Origin of the sequence: Cupriavidus sp. H18C1, from assembly GCF_049311595.1 — a bacterium.
Taxonomy (GTDB): Bacteria; Pseudomonadota; Gammaproteobacteria; order Burkholderiales; family Burkholderiaceae; genus Cupriavidus; species Cupriavidus cauae.
The window spans coordinates 287,765-304,619 of the sequence record NZ_CP186009.1; the positions used below are offsets into that span (position 1 = coordinate 287,765).

General features: G+C 61.0%; 10 protein-coding genes and 3 pseudogenes. 2 read left to right on the forward strand and 11 right to left on the reverse strand.

Annotated features, from left to right (window positions below):
* Positions 1-44 precede the first annotated feature (44 nt).
* The 11 genes and pseudogenes from OJJOAM_RS17155 to OJJOAM_RS17205 all read right to left on the reverse strand — a co-directional run bounded on the left by OJJOAM_RS17155 (position 45) and on the right by OJJOAM_RS17205 (position 14,388).
* Positions 45-1,805, reverse strand: a pseudogene (locus OJJOAM_RS17155) (ShlB/FhaC/HecB family hemolysin secretion/activation protein).
* Positions 1,806-2,081: 276 nt separating this feature from the next.
* Complete coding sequence (locus tag OJJOAM_RS17160) at positions 2,082-2,345, reverse strand: hypothetical protein (RefSeq protein ID WP_422650513.1); 264 nt, start codon at positions 2,343-2,345, stop codon at positions 2,082-2,084.
* Between the two features lie 63 nt (positions 2,346-2,408).
* On the reverse strand, positions 2,409-3,479 hold the full coding sequence (locus tag OJJOAM_RS17165; RefSeq protein ID WP_422650514.1) for a hypothetical protein: 1,071 nt from the start codon (positions 3,477-3,479) through the stop codon (positions 2,409-2,411).
* On the reverse strand, positions 3,397-3,762 hold the full coding sequence (locus OJJOAM_RS17170; protein ID WP_422650515.1) for a hypothetical protein: 366 nt from the start codon (positions 3,760-3,762) through the stop codon (positions 3,397-3,399). The genes OJJOAM_RS17165 and OJJOAM_RS17170 overlap by 83 nt, the downstream gene beginning before the upstream one ends.
* Complete coding sequence (locus OJJOAM_RS17175) at positions 3,759-4,577, reverse strand: hemagglutinin repeat-containing protein (protein ID WP_422650516.1); 819 nt, start codon at positions 4,575-4,577, stop codon at positions 3,759-3,761. The genes OJJOAM_RS17170 and OJJOAM_RS17175 overlap by 4 nt, the downstream gene beginning before the upstream one ends.
* Entirely contained in the window at positions 4,574-7,747 is a 3,174-nt protein-coding gene (locus OJJOAM_RS17180; RefSeq protein ID WP_422650517.1) for a hemagglutinin repeat-containing protein, read from the reverse strand. Before OJJOAM_RS17180 ends, OJJOAM_RS17175 begins: the two co-directional genes overlap by 4 nt.
* Positions 7,653-8,651, reverse strand: a complete 999-nt coding sequence (locus OJJOAM_RS17185; RefSeq protein WP_422650518.1) for a hypothetical protein — start codon at positions 8,649-8,651, stop codon at positions 7,653-7,655. Before OJJOAM_RS17185 ends, OJJOAM_RS17180 begins: the two co-directional genes overlap by 95 nt.
* 16 nt (positions 8,652-8,667) lie before the next feature.
* Complete coding sequence (locus OJJOAM_RS17190) at positions 8,668-10,125, reverse strand: beta strand repeat-containing protein (RefSeq protein WP_422651078.1); 1,458 nt, start codon at positions 10,123-10,125, stop codon at positions 8,668-8,670.
* Between the two features lie 153 nt (positions 10,126-10,278).
* A pseudogene (locus tag OJJOAM_RS17195) lies at positions 10,279-10,557 on the reverse strand (hypothetical protein); the annotation flags it as partial.
* A 49-nt stretch (positions 10,558-10,606) separates the two neighbouring features.
* Positions 10,607-12,982 (reverse strand): annotated as a pseudogene (locus OJJOAM_RS17200) (filamentous hemagglutinin N-terminal domain-containing protein); the annotation flags it as partial.
* A gap of 500 nt (positions 12,983-13,482) precedes the next feature.
* Positions 13,483-14,388 carry a LysR family transcriptional regulator gene (locus OJJOAM_RS17205; RefSeq protein WP_422650519.1) on the reverse strand — a complete coding sequence of 302 codons (906 nt, stop codon included), beginning with the start codon at positions 14,386-14,388 and terminating at the stop codon, positions 13,483-13,485.
* 147 nt (positions 14,389-14,535) lie between these two features.
* Between OJJOAM_RS17205 and OJJOAM_RS17210 the strand changes: the two genes are divergently transcribed.
* Together OJJOAM_RS17210 and OJJOAM_RS17215 are read left to right on the forward strand one after the other, a co-directional pair.
* Positions 14,536-15,534, forward strand: a complete 999-nt coding sequence (locus tag OJJOAM_RS17210) for a 2Fe-2S iron-sulfur cluster-binding protein (protein WP_422650520.1) — start codon at positions 14,536-14,538, stop codon at positions 15,532-15,534.
* A 66-nt stretch (positions 15,535-15,600) separates the two neighbouring features.
* Complete coding sequence (locus tag OJJOAM_RS17215) at positions 15,601-16,854, forward strand: aromatic ring-hydroxylating dioxygenase subunit alpha (protein ID WP_422650521.1); 1,254 nt, start codon at positions 15,601-15,603, stop codon at positions 16,852-16,854.
* Position 16,855 lies beyond the last annotated feature (1 nt).

Sequence of the window (16,855 nt, forward strand, 5' to 3'; positions counted from 1 at the left end):
CGTTGCAATAGAAACAGGATTTTCTGAATACTGAAATCGGTGCGTCAGTACTGATACACCAATTGAAATCCACCAGTGACGCCGGCGGTATGGAAAGCCGTTGGCTTGTACACGGGCGTACCGATGAACACGTCATACGAGATCGCACCCAATCCGGTTCCAACGCCCCCCGCGTAAACCCAGCACTGCGCCCGCAAGCTGGGTACCGACCAACGCGGCGGTGGAAGGCCCAAACACGCGGCCGTAATCCAGCCCTGCGTAGAGTGCCTGCCCAGTATTCGCGACCGGAAGCTGCAGTTCGTTCCGCCAATAGAAGCCCCTCTCCCCGGCGAGCAAGTTCTCTCCATCGAAGCCACGTACGGTATAGCGGCTGCCGATGGTGATGGCATCGACGAAGTACAACCGGTCGTTGGTGAACTGGCCACGGAACGTGGTCACATAGCGAAGGGGCTGATTGCCCAGCTTGAACGGCACGGAAAGGTTGACATCGGCTACCGCCATCTTGAATTGCCAAGTCGGCCCTCCCTGCGCCGCCAGCGTGTCGGCCTGCGATCCGAAGCCGCCGACACCCTGGCGATACAACAGGCTCGCGTCGAGTTGCGCAGCGCCAAAATAATGCCGGTCGGTAATGCCGAACTCCGCCACGGTGTTGTTGCGCCGTTGCTGCGCGATTTCCGTGTCTTCGATATAGCTCTTGCCGAAACGGCGCGACAACCGCCATTGCAAACCCAAGACGTCGTTCTGCGAGCGGCGAATTACACGATGCAGTTTGAGGTCGACGCTCTGCGACTCACCGCTGAAGACAAACGTTTGATTGACGCCGGCGACTTGCTGGAAATAGTCGCTGCGATAGGCGGAAAGCGTCGCGGTCCAATAGCCCCACGGTACGGAATAGAAGCCATTCCACCCTTTGGTACCGCGAGCCTTATCGCCAAATTCCAGATCTCGGGAATAGCCCACGTTGAAGAGATCGTTGAGCCCGATTGGATTGTCGATGGCGAGACTGACATTGCCTTGTCGCTTGCCGGTCGACCGGCTGCCCGAATCGTCGATCGACGCAACGACCGTCCAACGTTTGCTTCGCTTGACCGCGATGACGACGTCGCTGACTCCGGGCGTTGCGGTCGGCACGACCTGCATATCGACGTCCTGGCTCGCGACGCGCTTCATCTGCTCAAGCCCTTGCTCGAGATCGCGCAGGTTCAGTAGCTCACCGCTCCGGGTGGGAAATGCACTCCGCCACGTTCCCCATATCTCCGGCTCGGCAAAGCGCAATTCGCCAATGACACCGGGTATCAAGGTCAACCGTAGCGCTCCTGCGCTCAGGTTCTGCTCAGGCACCAGCACGCGGCTGGTCACGTAGCCGCGGTCGAGGATGGCTTGCGAGACGCCTTTGATCAGCATGTCGACGCCATGCTTGCCAATACAGCTGCCCTTGTAGTGGTCTAGCCACGCACGGGCGAATGCAAGGGGTCCTGCGGCAGACCGGACGCGCCCTGTTCTCGTACAGGTGCCGGCAGATCGGCCGGCAGATCGAGAACGAAGTGCTCGATGCGGAAGCATGGAGTCTCGTCCGGGAGGGCGGGATATTCCGCCGGCGCCGACGCGGCTGCGCGAACGCCGGGAGCATCTACCGTCTGCGCTCGTTCACGTGCTTCCTGTTGTTGGCGGATGCGTTGCTCTTGCTCGATTACGGCTTGAGCCGCGGGCTGGCCAGGGCCGACGGGGGGAACCTGTCCCTGGCTGACCTGAGATAAAACCAGGGCACCCCCGGCGCACAACCAACGCGCGGGAGAAGCGATCATCTTCTGTAGCTTCATGAGTCTTTATGGCAGTGCCAGTAGCGCTTTCGTGCGGACTTCCTTCCAGAAACGCGGCACGACGTTCTGGCCATTTTCCCGAAAGACTGCGATTCCTTCACCATATGGCTACGAACTCGATATGTTTATTTTTGCTTTTTTGTCGTAGGCAGGAGAGAGCGCATACCACGCAACCGATTTATCCGAGTGCATGACGACGGTCACTATACTGCACGTTAAATTTAGTAATCACTTAACCATCGTCCATGAGGCAAAAGAATTCTACGGAAGCAGAAAGATCCATTGCGAACGAATTAAGTTTACGAACCCAGCCAGCGCCATTGCAATCACAATGGCGTGCACAAAGCTTATGCCCGGCTCCTTATAAAAAATCCACGCAGAAATACACGCCCCCATGAAAAGGCTTGATTTAAGCCAATACAAGAATCTAGCCGATTTTTTATCCATCAACTCTCGACCGAAGGCAAACCATGTTACAAACATTGAAACGATACAAATCAAAACTACGCCAATCTCGAGACTCATCGATTCTGCCCCTTAACGCTTTCCATCGTATTTCTTAGACCCCACCAAGGGTTGGTACTTGGATCAAAAAGAGGGTCTACTGCTCCCCCCTAGGCCTGAAGCGTTTCCGATTGGAATAGCCGTTTGCTTACCAGCAAAAACAGGTGCCATCTTCGTGCCTCCCAGTACGAGCCTCTCATACCAAGTGCCAAGTTCTCCGGCCCAGGAACTGAGATTCGCACCATACGCTGCCCCGACCAACCCGCCCAATGCACTTCCGAAAGCTTCGGCCGTAGTGAATGGACTATTCGTAATATAACTTGTAGCGGCCCCCATACCGAACCCAGATGCCGCCGCTTGGCATGCCGTTCCGCCTGAAATAGCACATGCAGTGATAGCCAGCGCGCCCTTACCGAAACGCTCGTATATCAGATTTTTTTCCCTCAATTGAGCACTACTCATTCCAGTGCCAATCTGCTTCTGTCCCGATTTAAACGCCTCCTCATACAATGAAACATATTGGCTGTTATAATCGTGGTCCGCGTAGTTCTTGTCGTTCTTATATCCATCGCAATTGAGATTATTACAGCCAATAATACTTCTCACTTCATAGTCACGCCTCCCTCCAGCACCATCGGCTGTTTGTTTATCGGAATTACGAAGAATTTCGGCAACAATTCTTCCCTCAGCCTCTTCTTGCGAAATTCCAAGCTTTTCTGCCACCACTCTTGCGTTCTTCTTCGCAAATTCGTATTCATCAGGGTGCAATTGTCTGTTAAACCGATCCACGTTCGCGGCCGTCGCGGCACCCGAGCCCTCCCCCACAGCAGCACCCAATCCTCCGGCAACAATGTTGGCGACGAGGTTCCCCAGCGCCTCATTCAGATCGGCATTGCCTGTCCCGATACTGCCCGCGACCGTATTTCCAAGTTCGGAGAGCTTCGGCGCCGCTAGTGACGACAACCCAGCGCCCGCTGCTCCGGCGAGCGCATTGCCACCGCCGAGTCCAGCCACCAACGCGCCGCCCGCCGTATGCAATGCCGCGCGATACTGTCCGCCCTCCTTCCAACCGTCAACAGCGGCTTGCGCCTCGGCGATGGCCGCGCGATTGGCGTCGGTAGGATCGTTTTGGTAGGCCGCTTCCGCCTTCTTCAACGCGATTTGCGCATCCTTCTGCTTGCTGTCGGCAATATCCCCCCACGGTGCGCGCTACCGCCTCGCCAGCCGCCTGCGCCGCGGCCATCATATCGGCCTGCTCGCTCAATACATTAGCCAGATCCGGGTTCTTGCCCACGGTGGAGTTCGTGGAGGAGGTATCCCGGTTCAGCGTCGCCACATCCTGCTTCTGATTCGCCGCATCGGTAATCGAAATGGTGCCGCCAGAAACCCCGGCTTGGGTGAGACCCTCCTGGCTGCCGCTTTCGCTCTGCGGGATCATCGGACTGACGCCACCGGTATTTTTCCGGACGTCGGGCCGCTGTTGCTTTGACCCACGGGACCACCGAAGGCGCCCCCGGCCGAGATGCCGACCGAAGTTGCGCTGAAGTCGGAATGATTGCGGACGTCGTTCCACGACAGCGTTCCAGTCGTCAAACTGTTCTTGTCGGCCGTCGCCGTACTGGAAATCACCGCACCATCGAGGTCCGTGTTGCCCTTGACCGTGATATCGAAGCCACCTTCACCAGCTCGAATCGCAGTCTGCTCTGTGACGTTCGCGTAGCTACCGTCGGCCTTGCCCTTCGATGCCGAGAAGCTCGCAGACCCGCCACCCTGACTGATGCTGAAGCCACCGCCCTTGCTTTCCTGACGGGCGTGGAATTCCTCGGTGTCTTGACGGCTTTGCAAGTTCAGGTCGCCCCCCACATTCGCCGCAACCTTGCCCCCGGTGACGACGCCGCCCAGGATACTGGTGTCGCCTCCGGATACGATGGTGACGGAATCGGTCCCGCTGATGTGGCTGTTCACCTGTGTCGCGCTAACGCTATCCGAATTTCCTTTGGCCTTCGAGGCCGACGCCGACACGCCGAATCCCTGAGCGCCATACGAGATGCCAATGCTGCCGCTGCTCGATTTGTTGGTGCTGTGGCTCTCCGCCGTATCGGTCGCCGACACGATGTTGACTTGGTTTTTCGCTCCCAACGCGACATTGGCACCAGACACATCAGAGCCGACGATATTGATATTTCCCCCAGTTGCATTGCCCATGGCGTCCACGCCCGATGCAACAAACTTGGCATTGCCCCCAGCCGTCACGCTGGACGCTGTATGAGTCGTGCTGTCCTCCGTGAACGTTTGCTTGCTATGGCTCGTCCCCCACGAGAGAGTGATCGCTGCCCCTTCTGTTGGGCTCTTCCCCCTGCTAGCGCGCTACCAGCGTCGAACGCATCGCGCCCGGCCGCCATGCCCCACAAGGCGGTGGCACGTCCGTCCTTGCTCTGGCTAGCCGAGCTGACCTTTTGGCCGGCACTAATGGCCGAGCCGATTGCGCCCCCCGAAACGCCAAGCGTGAACCCACTTTGCTTTACTTCATGGGTTTCATCATGATGCTGCGTCCCCTTGGCGGCCTCGATCGTGATATCCGCCGCGATGCCGGTAATGTCCTTCGCGGCGATCAGGTCGCTGCCGCTGACCATCAACGCATTGCCTGCTGACATATGGACGCTTCCGTCCGTACTGCCCACCAGACTACCGGTCTGTGTCACCGAGCTCTGGTTGATCGTGTCTTTCTGATCGCGTTTGCCGTAGGACAAGCCAGAACCCGTAGCGCCAAAGCCCGTCTTCGTAGTGTGCTCAAAGTTGTAGCTTGAGCTAGTGCTCCCGGCACTTCCAATTGTGAGATCACGGCCGGCGCTCAGCGCGATGTCGTTGGTAGCCGCCACGGTTGAACCGTTGATCGTAATGTCCCGGCCCGCGTTACTCTCCACACTATCGGCGGACACCATCGAGCCGACCGCAACACTATCGCGCTGGCTGCTCTCTTTCGTGGTCTTCGATTTGGATAGGAAGCCGGACTTCTTGCTCTCGGACCAGCTATCCGATTGGTGTGTTTCATTGACCGTGCCGACGGTCACGTCGCCGGCAGCGATCAGTTGTGCCACGCCACCACCGCCGGACTCATCACCCGTCGTTACGCTGGATCCAAGCACCGAGAGATTGCCGGTGTTGGTTCCATTGTTGGTATCGAGGATCGGCGAGATGCCATTGCTTTGCAGCATCGCAGAGGCAAGCGCGCTTTGGCCGGCTGCCAAGGTGGCATTGCCGCCCGCCTGCACCGCGCTCCCCCGGGCAGTCTCGTCATACGACGACTGCGTGTACTGCGCACCCTTCCCGCCTAGCGATCCTTCGCTGTGCGTATGTGTGTCCATCACGGCGGTAACCGTGGTGTCGCGGCCGGCGATCAACGAGGCGTTGCCACCAGCCTCGATTGCCGAGCCGCTCAGCGTCGCATCGCGTCCCGCGACGGCGACGATGTACTGCCCTGCCTGGATGGTACTGCCGGCGTTCGTCACGACTTGATCGTGGCTGTAGCTCTGGCCTCCGCGGGACACGGCGTCTTGCGTGGTGCCCAGCGCCACTGTGCCGATATTCAGATCTCGGCCTGCTGCAAGCAACGCGTTCGCCCCGGCATCCACTCGTCCGCCGTTCATATTGATGTCCCGGCCCGCAAGCACGGCCGTCGTGCCGCTGGACGAAATCGTCCCAACAGCGCCCACGCCTGTGCCGCCCGCACTGTAACCGTTGGAGAGCGTCCGCAAGGCCGTGATGGCATGCGTTTCATTTACGACGTCGCGTCCCGCCGCGACCACCGTGTCTTTACCGGTGATCGTTCCACCCTTGTTCAGAACGTCGAGCGCCGCCTGGACAACCGTATTGCTGCCGGAACCACCGATGGTGCCGCGATTGACGATGCTATTGCCCAGCACCTGGGTCGCGACGTCGCCGACAATGCGGCCGCTGTTGTCCGCATTACCGCTCGCGTCGATGGACACCGACTTGCCGGTCACCAGCGCGCCGGTGTCATTGAGGTTGACCGTATTGGCTTGGGCCAGATAGAGCTTCGGTACCAGCACCGATTGTGTTGTGCCATCGGGCAGCGTCACTTCCTGGGAAACGAGCCACACCATGTCCGTCGTCAGCTGTTGCATCTGCTCGTCGGACAGGCCAATTCCGGGCGTTAGCCCGAACGCCTTGCCGTATGCAACGCCATTGTTCATCAACGCCTTGTACTCTTCCATCTGGTCGGAATAGCCGACCAGGAAGGTTCGCCCAGTGAGCTGCGTCACCTGGTCGCGTATCAACTTCTCTTCATAGAAGCCGTCACCGAGTCGCTTCTGCACCTTGTGAGGATCCAGCCCAAGTTCGCCCAGCAGGTAGTCGCTGGAGATGAAGGACTTGTATTGCGTGAAACGCGGGTCGGTGGCAACGAGGTAGGTTGCGCTCGGTGCAGGCTGGATCCTGAATAGGCCGTTTGTCGGTAGCGTCAGGTTGGGGAGGCCGCCGCGAGCCGTACCAACGGTCTGCGGACGGACTGGTTGGCCGGATATACCGCCCACCGGCGCTCCAGCTGCTCCTCCACCGCTGACATTGCCGCCCGTCATGTTTCCACCGGTAACGCTGCTACCGGTCATGTTGCCGCCGGTGACGCCACCAGCAGTCGCGTTTCCGCCGGAGACACCGCCGTTCGTCATTCCCGCTCCGTTCACACCACTACCGGTCACCGTGTTTCCCACACGATCCACCGTTGTCACCGAAACATCCCGAGCCGTGGTCTGCACCGACTGGTTGGACGATGCGATGGCCGGGAGCGCCATCACGGTTGTGGAAGCGACGGGGATGGTCGGGTAGGGCACCACCTGGGTGTCGCTGTTGCCACCGGACTTTTGATGCCAATAGAAGGTGGAGGTGTCGGTCGTGGTAACGGTCTGCTGCAGCGCCGTACCCACATCGCTTACCGAGCCCCCGATGGCACGGCGGACCAGATCGCCGCCGGCGGCCATCGTGGAGGACTGGTTCAGGATGGCGCCGCCATCGCTGTTGATGCGGATGGCGCCCTGTGCGCGCACGATGCCGGCAGCGGTTGCGCTGACGAGGCGATCGGTACTGACCGAGGTCGTGGTGGTTCGCTCGATCTCGCTGTAGTCGTGATTGTCTACGCCCAGATCGAAGCGAAGCCGAATCTGGTCCGGCCGGATATGGCGAGCCGGATCATAGTCGGGCCAGAAGGTTATCTTGTAGCTTGCGCCCGTGTCTTCGATGGCCTCGTAATGCTGTGTCGCGTTCGTGGTGAGCGGCCGCGTCAGGATCTCGTCCCAAGGTTGACAATTATTGTCATCGCAGATCTTTGACGACCTGTTGTAAAACTCCTCGATCGGAGCCTTGGTAAAACGAAAGGGTCTTGTTGGCCGTATCAAGGTTCCCAACATCGGATTTCGGTACTTCAATCGTGATCGGGTTCCGCAACGCCTGCATCAGTGCAGCGCTGATTTTCGCTGCTCCACCAGTCCATCGCCATTGCGGGATGGTGATGCTTTGATGGCCCGACAACTCGAAGTCAGGCAAGCCGGCGAGCCATGCCTTGAGTGTTTGAGTCGTCGACGTCGGCGTGCCCGCCTCAGTCACCACGCTTGTACGCGAATTCGTAACCGACCTCGCCGCGATATCCACGTCCCCATCCGCTTCAATCGTGGCGGATCGGTTCAGCAGCGATCCGGTCTGGTTCGCCAGCATCCCGCTACCATCGCGGATGCCATCGCGACCGATCTGGAGATTGCCTGCGCTATAGATCGTCGCGCCGTCCAGGTTTGAAACCGAATTGCTGGCGTAGAGCTTGAGATCCTGTGCAGCGGCGATGATCGCGGCAGCTCCATTGTTGACGATGTCCCCTGCCTGGACCTGCACCGCATACCCGATGATCGTGCCGGTATTGTCGAGCGAGGCACTGGTGGTGTGCACAGTGCCGCCATCGATGCGGCCCGCGTTCGTGATCGCGTTGCCGGCGCTAACCGTGGCGGTAGCGCCCGTGAGGACGGCGCCAGCGCCGTTCACCAGATTGGCGCCGGTAACCGACAAGTTCCCGGCGGCCGCGAGTGTACCGGTATTGGTCAGCGTACCGGTGCTCGACACACGAAGTTCGCCATCTGCCTTCAGCTTGTTGGCGGCATCGTTCAGGTAATCGCCCGTCACGTCGAGCGTCAGATTGCGGCCGGCCGTCATTTCACCACTGCCGCCGACGGCGCCGGCGACGCCGATATCCCGATTGGCGCGAACGATACCGCCGGCATTGGCTACCGAAGCAACCTTGACGACGACATCTTGCCCGCCCAGCACGGTGCCACCTTGATTGTCAAGGGGAAGCGCCCGCCTGGGCCCACGTCAGCGCAGTGCCGCCGTATACCGTGCCCCCGCGATTGTCGACGGTACGCACGACCTGAAGTCCGAGATCACGGCCTGCGGTCACATTGCCGCTGCCGGTATTGGCGAGGTCTTGTGCGGCTACGGTGGTGTTGCCATTGCCGCCGAGCACGCCGGCATGATTGAAAAGGGCACCGACCATTTTGATAGTCGTTGTACCGTCGCCGGCATTGACCACCCGTCCGGCGTTGTTGTCCAAACTCGCCGCGGATACGGACATGGTGCCGTGCTGCCCATTGGCGGCGAGCGTACCGCCGGCATTCGACAGCGCTCCGCCGGCCGACAGCGTCATGTCCCCCGTGGTCTGTACATCGCCGTGGTTGTTGTCGAAGCCTGCGCCACTTGACGCGGCCAATCCCGTCTGCCCGTAGAGGGTGCCGCCGCTGTTATCGACAGTCTGCGCGACATGCAAGGCCAGCGCCTTATCCGCGACGATGTTGCCGCCCGACGTATTGATCAGGCCGCTCGCCGTCACGGTGGTATTGCCGTTGCCTCCAAGGACTCCGGCCGCGTTTGTCAGCGCGCCGGTGGAAGCCACCATCGTAGCTTCATCTCCTGCATTGACAAGCTTCCCACCGCTGTTGTCGATACTGGCCGCCGATACCGTCATGGCGCTGTCCTGACCATTGGCGGCGAGCGTGCCGCCAACGTTGCTGATTGCACCCAGTGCGGTGATGGCGAGATCTCCGCTGGTTTCAATATCTCCTGCGGCATTGTCTATGCCAGCACCCGTATTCAGTGTCAGGCCAGTCTGACCGAACAGGGCACCACTACGGTTGTTCAGTGACTGTTCGACTGCCAGATTCAAGGCACGGGCGGCCACGACACTGCCGTTCGCAGTATTGATCAAGTCGCGCGCCGCGATGGTAGTGTCGCCATTGCCGCCGAGTACGCCGCGACTGTTGGTCAGCGTACCTGTCGCCGTCACGGAGGTTGCGCTTTCGCCTGCATTGGCAAGCTTGCCGCCGCTATTGTCGATGCTTGAGGCCGATACCGCCATGGCACTGTGCGCGCCATTGGCGGCAAGCGTGCCATCGGTATTGTTCAATGCGCCACCAACCGTGGCGATGAGGTTTCCATTGGTCTCCACATCGCCGCTGGAGTTGTCGAAAGTGCCGCCGGTTTTGACGTTCAGGCCACTCTGGCCGTATAGCGTGCCACTGCGGTTATCGACGCTCTGCTCGACATTCAGCGACAGCGATCTGCCGGCCACTACGCTGGCCCCGGACGTATTGACGAGGGCGCCAGCAACGACAGACGTATCGCCATTGCCGCCCAGCACGCCAGCTGCGTTGCTCAAGGTTCCTGCGACGGTCATCGTCGTAGCGCCATCGCCGGCGTTGGTCAGCTTGCCGCCACTATTGCCCAAGCGATCGGCCGACACCAGCATGGTGCTGTGCGATCCGTTTGTCACGAGCGTGCCCGTATCGTTCGCCAGCGCCCCGCCCGCCGTCACGGAAAGGTCGCCTGCAGTTTGACTGTTGCCCCCGCGGTTGTCGAAGTCTCCTCCGCTGGAGACCGATAGCCGTGTCTCCCCGTACAGGGTACCGTCGCGGTTGTCCAGATCTCGTGCGACCTCCACCGCGAGGGCACCAGCTGAAGTGAGTTTCCCACCTGATGCGTTGGCGAGGTGTTCCGCAACGATCGTCGTGTCGCCATTGCCGCCGAGGACCCCACCCGTGTTGCTCAGATCGCCATGCGACGTCACTGTCGTGGCGCCATCCCCCCGCATTGACCATTCGGCCGGCGCTGTTGTTAATGCCGTTCGAGGACACTGCCATTGCGCTGTGCATGCCGTTCGCGGCCAAAATGCCATTGGCATTGCTCAACGTGCCGCTCCCAGAAAGCGTCAGATTTCCCGAAGTCTGTACGTCGCCTCCCGTGTTATCGACGCCTGCATTGCTCCGCAGTGCCAGTCCCGTCTGCCCGTACAGCCGACCATTCCGATTGTCGATGGCGCCCGCCTGCGCCACCAGAGAGCCATTGGTCTGGATCGTGCCACGTTCGTTTCCGAACGATCCGGCACTGGACAACATCAGGGTGCCCGCACCGGCTTGCTTGATCTTGCCACCGCTGTTGTCGATGGCACTGGCTGTCACATTCAAGTTCTGGCCGTTCGTCGCCAAGGTGCCGCCGTTGTTGTCGAGCACACCGCCCACGGCAATGGTCGTGTCGCCCTGCCCGTACTGGCTGATGGCGCCGCCACGGTTGGCAAGGCCGGCCTCTGTCTCTATCGCTACATGGCCGGCTTCGATGCGACCGGCCGAGTTGTCCAACGCGTTCGCGGAGACGGTCGCGGTCGCCGCTGCCAGCTTGCCGCCACGGGTCGTCAGCGAGCCGGTGACATCGGCGATCAGTGCGCCACCCGCGGCGATGCTTCCGCCATCGTTGTTCAGGGAACCGGCGACGAGGTTGGCGTTTGCCGCCGCCTCGATCCGGCCATGGTTGTCCAGTGACTGGACAGCAAGGCCTACGTTGCCGTTGCTCCCAATCACGCCTCCTTCTTCGCCCGTCGCGCTATTGCCGCCAGCATTGATGACAGTGCCAGCATCGATCGACAGGCCCTCTCCGTTGAGCGAAACGATCCGCCCCGCGGTGTTGTCGATCAAATTCGCCGTCGAGATTGCGAGAGCGCCGCTGGATTGCAGCGTGCCTCGGGTGTTGTTCGTTACGCCATTGGACCGGATGATCATCGGCCCTTGCGCCAGGATCTGACCGGATTGATTCGAGACTGTCCCGGCATTCACCGTAACCGCGTTCTCACTCGAGAGCCGGCCACGATCATTGATCAGTGCACCTCGCGCCCGGACGTCTAGACCAGCGCCCGCGCTTGTTGTTGCGCCTGAGAGATCGAGATTACCGCCGGCTGCCGTCAGGCTCACGTTTCGATTGCCGGCCGTCTGACTGCCGACGAGATTCAAGGCACTGCCATGCAGCGTGACATTCGCGCCAGCCACATTCCGGCCGGTCGCGGAGAGTGCGCCGGTGGATACGATAGTCAGGTCGCCGACCGTCCCTACCGATCCATCGCTGCCAACGCCAGCGCCGAACGTCCCGCTGGAAGCCACGCTACCGGCATGCACCGCGAGTCCTTGCTGCGCGGCCAGCATTCCGGTGTTCGACAATGTGCCACCGGTGTCCATCGACACGGCACCGGCGCCATAGGTCGTGCCGCTATTTTCTATCCCATCGCGCGCGTTGGCGGTGAGGCGGCCGCTTGCGTTGGTTTGTCCGGCCAATACCAGCCGGCCTTCCGTCGTAAGGGTCAGCTCTCCAGCCTGTGCGGCCACTACGCCCCGGTTGGAAACGCCCACGCCGAGTTCGGTCGACGCGAGGAGGATCTTGTTGGCATACATGCCGCCCAATTGACTGACGTCGATGCCGAACGCGGGCGCTCCGCCAACGCCTTCGATGGAAGTCGCCGCCAACGTTCCGCGCTCCACGCGGTTTGCGCCGGCAACGATGTTCAACTGATTGGCGTAGAGAGCGGCATTGGCCCTCACCGCCCGCGCGATCAGGTCCACCTGGTCGACGTTGGTGGCATTCAGGCCGGCGCCATCGATACTGATCTGTCCGCCGGTAACCCGATACGCGTCCAGACTCCCGCTGCCGCCAAACATCGGCACCCCGGTGGTCAACGTGGCGCGACTCGTATTGATGAAACCGGCGCCATCGACCAGGATGCCGTTCGGGTTGGCAACGATCACCTCGCTGCGTGGCCCTGCGACTTCCAGATATCCGCGCAACTGACTGGGCAGCGCGCTGGTGACCTGATTGACGATGATGCGTGCTGACCCGCCAGGCAAGAGATTGGGGTTGCCGTTGATGTAGCCCCCCTGCTGTGTCGCGATGATCTCGGGCGAGTTGTTCAGGATCACGCCCGCACGCGGAACATCAAACTGTGTGAACGCATTGGTGGATACGCCCGCCGCCGAGGGGCGGGTGATGTTCACCTGATTGAGGCCGTTCGCAGTCTGTACCACCGTCGGTCGGTTGACCCCGGCGTTGGGGTCCGCGACCACTTGCGCGGCAACCTGCGCCGGTAGTCCGCACGCTAGCCACACTCCCAACGTCAGGGCCGGCAGCGCAAAGCGGACGAGGACACGTCCACCCGCCCCTTCTGCCGTTCCCGCTGTCGCGCGCGACCCACCCTGACGTCCCTTGCACATACCGACGGCCGACTCTTCGACGGCCATCAGCATGCGACGGTGTTGGTTGAAAACCAGGCGGTAACGGTGGCGATTCATGGGATAACAATGCGGAGAGAAATGGCCGGGGGACTATAGCGAGAAATGCGCTGGCCTAATGTCAAGAATTGATTCTTTACGCCCCGTTCTCTTATGGGGGCCAAGCCTTTTCCCGTCGTCGAAGGCTAATTAAAAATTATTTTTATCTGATAAACAAAAAACTTATCACTCTGCGCTCTCATTGACATGCGCGAACACCAAGCACCGTGCAGGGGATCCAAGCGCAACGACATGGGCTCTCCGCAGGCGGCGAGGCGGAATGGTCGCGCAAGAAGGAAAACCGCAATACCCCCGATTAGTAGGAAACGGGAGATGTGTCGTCGATTTGCAATAAGCAAATCAACCTGTCCGACGGTAGATTTAAATGCCTTTAACGCAAATCAATCTATTTCGCGTTAAAGGCATTTGTTAACGGCATTAAGGGTCAGAACTTTTCCCTACTGAAGTCGGGTTGCAAACGTTTCGACCGCAGCACCGATTCCGCGCCCGGCTTCCAACGCTCACCCCTCCGCAAACAACTCAAATATCAAATCCCGCAACCACTGATTGCCGGGATCGCGGTGATACCGCCCATGCCAGAACAGATTGATCTGGATGTCCGGCAGATCGACCGGATGGCGGATCGATTTGAGGCCGAAGTACGCGGCGCTGCGCTGGGCGAACTTCTCGGTGACGGTCGCCACCAGGTCCGTGGTGGCGACGATATCGGCCAGCGCGACGAAATGCGGGACGCGCAGGCGGATGTTGCGGCGGACCCCGAGTTTGGCGAGGATTTCGTCGACCCGGGCGTGGCCGGTGCCGGCCGCGGTGACCACGACGTGGTCCGCGCGCTCGAAGTCCTGCAGTCGCACGGTACGCTTGTCCAGCGCATGGCCCGCGCGAAACATGCAGACGTAGCGCTGGCGAAACAGCCGGCGCTGGTAGAACTCCGACGGCAGTTCGGGCAGATGGCCCACCGCCAGATCGACCTGTCCCACGCTCATCGCGTCGGCGAGGTCGATCGCGGTATTGCGCACAGTGGCGATCGACACGCCGGGTGCCCTTTCGCGCAGCGCGCTCATCAGCCTGGGAATGAAGTGCACCTCGCCGATATCGGTCATCGCCAGCTGGAAGCTGCGGTCGCTGCGCAATGGGTCGAACTCGACCTTGCGGTTCAGGGCTGACTGCAGCGCGTCCAGCGCGTAGGCGACCGGTTCGGCGAGGTCCTCCGCCACCGGCGTCGGCAACATTCCCTTGGCGCTGCGCACGAACAGCTGGTCATCGAAGATTCGCCGCAAACGTGCCAGCGCATTGCTGACGGCCGGTTGCGTCAAGCCGAGTTCGCGGGCCGTTCCCGACACGGTACGCAGCCGCAGCAGGTGCTCGAACACGACGAGCAGATTCAGATCGACGTCCTGCAGCCGCATGTCTCCCCCTTTCTCGTTATCACTATGGTGAATGGGTCATATAAGCGGGATTCTATTGGTTTATCACCGGTGATGTCCGATGATGGGCCCGGACCATAACGACCACACCCACAACAACCACAACAACAACGACGAACCGGAGACGACATGGAAGTCCGCGTCCTTCCCCATGGACAGCGTCTGGACGTGCCGCAGGGCGAGAATCTGCTGCGCGCGTTGCAGCAGCATGGCGTGCCGATCTCGTACAGCTGCATGGCGGGCCGCTGCGGCACCTGCCGCTGTCGTCTGCTCGAGGGCGATGTGCGGCCAGCCGGCGATGACAGCGCCCACGCCCCCATCAACGACGATGAGCAAGGCGGACGTGCCCTGCTCGCCTGCCAATCGATGGTGATGGGCCCCTGCATCATCGAGATTCCCGAGCCCGACGAGGTGGTCGTCCACCCCGCTCGCATCGTAAAAGGCACGGTGACCGCACTGGCGGACCTGACGCACGACATCAAGCTGATCCGGCTCGCGCCGTCCAAGCCGTTGTCGTTCTCTCCGGGCCAGTACGCGACGCTGCAATTCACGCCGGACCATATTCGCCCCTACTCCATGGCACGGCCGCCGGGCGATGGGGAGCTGGAATTTCATGTGCGGATGGTTCCGCAAGGCCGCGTCACCGGCTATATCCGCGGGCAGTTGAAGGTGGGCGATACCGTTCGCGTCAGCGGGCCGCTCGGCACGTCCTATCTGCGCATGCGCAACGACGATCCCATTCTTTGCATTGCCGGAGGGACGGGCCTGGCGCCGGTGCTCGCCATCGTGCGAGGCGCGATCGCCGCCGGGCTCTCGAATCCCATCCATCTGTACTTCGGCATTCGATCGCCGCGCGACGCGTATGGGCTGGACTGGTTGAACGAACTAGCGCAGCGGCATCCGCGCCTGCGCATCGATGTGGTTTCCACTGAGATGGGCAGCGACCGCGATCTGCGCACCGGGCTCGTCACGGAAGCGGTCGCGCACGACTACGCCGATTTGAACGGATGGCGTGCCTATCTATGTGGCGCACCGCCGATGGTCGAGGCCGCGACGGTACTGCTGCGCGATCGCGGCATCCAAGCCGACCATATCTACGCGGACGCCTTCTACGCATCGAACGCTTGATTCACCCGCGCCCCGAATGCACTGACCAACGACAGCCAACCGTCCAACAAGAACAGGAGACATCGCATGGACAGCAACGCCCCACGCAGCGACCCGATATGGACCGACGACGGCATCAGCCGCATCCCATTCCGCGTCTACACCGACCAGCAGCTCTATCAGCGCGAACTGGAGCGCTGCTTCTATCGGGGCCATTGGAACTATGTCGCCCTCGAAGCGGAAATTCCCAATCCTGGCGATTTCAAGCGCACCGCGATCGGTGAGCGCTCCGTCATCGTGGTCCGCGATGCGGATGGCGATATCAATGTGGTCGAGAACGTCTGCGCGCATCGCGGCATGAAGTTCTGCCGCGAGCGCAGCGGTAATCGCAAGGACTTCCACTGCCCCTATCACCAGTGGAACTACGACCTGAAGGGCAATCTGCAGGGCGTGCCGTTTCGGCGCGGGGTCAAGCAGGACGGCAAGATCAACGGCGGCATGCCCGCGGATTTCCGGCCGGAGGAACACGGGCTGACCAGGCTGAAGGTCGCCACGCGCGGCGGGGTGGTCGTCGCGTCGTTCGATCACGAGGTCGAACCGCTGGAGGGCTATCTCGGCCCGGACATCCTCGGCTACTTCGATCGTCTCTTCAACGGCCGCAAGCTGAAGCTGCTCGGCTACAACAAGCAGCGCATCCCGGGCAATTGGAAGCTGATGCAGGAGAACATCAAGGACCCCTACCACCCCGGCCTGCTGCATACGTGGTTCGTGACCTTCGGCCTCTGGCGCGCCGACAACAAGGCGCGCCTGGTGATGGACTCGCATTTGCGTCACGCCGCGATGGTTTCGACGCGCGGACAGGGCGGAAAGAGCGACGTGACTTCGGGCGTCGCCAGCTTCAAGGACCAGATGGCATTGCAGGACGACCGGCTGCTCGACATCGTGCACGAACCCTGGTGGGGCGAACCCACGGCCGTGATGATGACGATCTTTCCGAGCGTGATCTTCCAGCAGCAGGTCAATTCGGTATCCACGCGCCATATCCAGCCGCGCGGTCCCGATGCGTTCGATTTCGTCTGGACGCATTTCGGCTTCGAGGACGACGACGAGGCCATGACGCGCCGCCGCCTGCGCCAGGCCAATCTGTTCGGTCCCGCCGGCTTCGTCTCGGCCGACGACGGCGAGGCCATCGAATGCTCGCAGCAAGGATTCGCGCAGAAGCCATGGCATCGCGTGCTGGCCGAACTCGGCGGACGCACCGCGGAGAACACCGACCATATGGTGACCGAGACGCTGATTCGCGGCATGTACGCCTACTGGCGCAAGGTGATGGAGGTCTGAA